Genomic DNA, 1,986 nt, shown 5'->3' with positions numbered 1-1,986 from the left:
TGGAGATCCACACCTGGGAGGGCTGGAGGCCTCGGTGGCCGGAGCGGGCGCGATGCAGATGGGCGAGGCCCTCGGCCACCTGCTGCACGATGAAACACACCTCGCGCAGCCCGAGTGCCACCCCGCGCGCCACCACCCCCTCGAGCAGGGAGCGCAGATCCTCTCCGTCCACGAACTCCAGGACGCGGCAGGGCTGGCCATCGCTCAGGCCCGTGTCGAGCACCCGCACGACATTGGTGTGCGGCAGCGTGGCGGACGTCCTCACCGAGCCCAGGAAGAGCTCGACGAAGCCCGCATCCCGCGCGGACTCGGGCAACAGGCGATCAATGCAGACAGGCGTCTCCACCCCCCCAAAACCCGCCGCCTTGCCGAGGAAGACCTCGGCCACGGTGTTCCGCGCCAGCTTGCGAATGATGCGATAGGTCCCCACGAGAGCCCCCCAGCCCCACTGCCCGTCTGGCCCCGAACACACGCGGGGCCGGGCAACCTGGGCATCGACAGAAAGCTAGGAAGCTCGCTCGAACTGGCCACCCCCCTCTGGGGTTGCTCGCTCGGCAGTGGACAGCTCCCGCCCAGGAGGCGTGTCCGGCGAGGGACAGAGACCGCTTGCCCGCCAGGCAGGCTCGAACTCCCGCCTCCCCTTCCTCGATCGAGTGTTGGCCCTCCATCAGCCCTGGATGGGGTCAACCCACTCAGGGGGAAGGTCGCACCCGCCGCCTTGTTATAGGACCTGCCACCCCTGGACCCGCTGGCGTCCCCCACCGCGTGGCCCCCCCCCTCACGAGCAATGTTCACTGGCCCTAGCGAGCTGCACACCCGCATCCATACCCATGACTGGGCCTCCACCCCCGTTGGGGCGGTGGAGACCTGGCCCCAGAGTCTCAAGGCCCTCGTCCGGACCCTCCTCGCGTCGAGCTACCCCATGGTGCTCACCTGGGGCCCGGACCTCATCCAGTTCTACAACGATGCCTATTCGAAGCTGATTGGCGACGGGCACCCGGCGGCGCTCGGCATCAGCATCCGGACCACCCTCGCGGCCTCGTGGGACACGCTCGGTCCGATGATCCACAAGGTGATGACCACCGGTGTGGCGAACTGGACGCCGGCCCTGCTGCTCCTCATGGAGCGCTCCGGCTACCGCGAGGAGGCATACTTCAGCGTCTCCCACGCTCCCGCCGAGGACGACTCGGGGCGCATCGCCGGCATGCTCGCCGTCTGTAGCGAGGTGACCCAGCAGCTCCTGGGCGAGCGGCGGCTGCGGCTCTTGCGCGACCTGGCCTCGCGGGGCGGAGAGACGCGCAACGTCGAGAAGACCTGCCACGATCTCGCCGCCGCCTTGTCCGAGTACTCCCTGGACGTGCCCTTCGCGCTCATCTACCTGCGCGACCCGGACGGCAGGACGCTCACGCGCCGCGGCTCCATCGGCCTGGGCGAGCACGAGCAGGCGCTGCCAATCACCGTGGCGTTGGAGCAGGACGGCGACGGAGTCTGGTCGCTCGGGCGCGCGGCGAAGGGCGAGACGGTCCTCCTCGAGGATGTCGAGCGCCGCGTCCCCCTGACGGCGGGCCCGTTCAAGGATGCGGTCCGCTCGGCGCTGGTGATGCCCATCGCCTCGTCCGGGCAGAAGGCCCCGCTCGGCGTGCTCGTGGCCGGGGTGAGCCCCAACCGCGCGCTCGACGAGGGCTACCGCTCCTTCTACGAGCTGCTCGTGGCCCAGGTGTCGGTGGCGCTGCGCAATGCGCGGGCCTACGAGGAGGAGCGTCAGCGCGCGGAGGCGCTGATGGAGCTCGACCGCGCCAAGACGGCCTTCTTCAGCAACATCAGCCACGAATTCCGCACGCCGCTGACGCTGATGTTGGGGCCCACGGAGGATCTCCTCGCCGGGCGCGCGGGGCCCTTGCCGGAGGACGCCCGCTCCGAGGTCGAGGTGCTCCACCGCAACGCGGGACGGCTGTTGCGGCTCGTCAACTCGCTGCTCGACTTCTC

General features: G+C 69.9%; 2 protein-coding genes. One reads left to right on the top strand and one right to left on the bottom strand.

Annotation, left to right across the window (positions count from 1 at the left end; all coding sequences use genetic code 11):
- A partial coding sequence (locus VF697_RS22985) for a protein kinase (RefSeq protein ID WP_331098410.1) occupies positions 1-430 on the bottom strand: 430 nt, incomplete at its 3' end.
- A gap of 357 nt (positions 431-787) precedes the next feature.
- Here VF697_RS22985 and VF697_RS22980 point away from each other — a divergent pair.
- The coding region (locus VF697_RS22980; protein WP_331098408.1) for a histidine kinase dimerization/phospho-acceptor domain-containing protein at positions 788-1,986 on the top strand (1,199 nt) is incomplete at its 3' end.

The sequence above is a fragment of the Archangium sp. genome, assembly GCF_036388035.1.
Taxonomy (GTDB): Bacteria; Myxococcota; Myxococcia; order Myxococcales; family Myxococcaceae; genus Archangium.
Note: the sequence above shows the minus strand (reverse complement) of the source record. Positions and strands in the feature narration are given on the sequence as shown.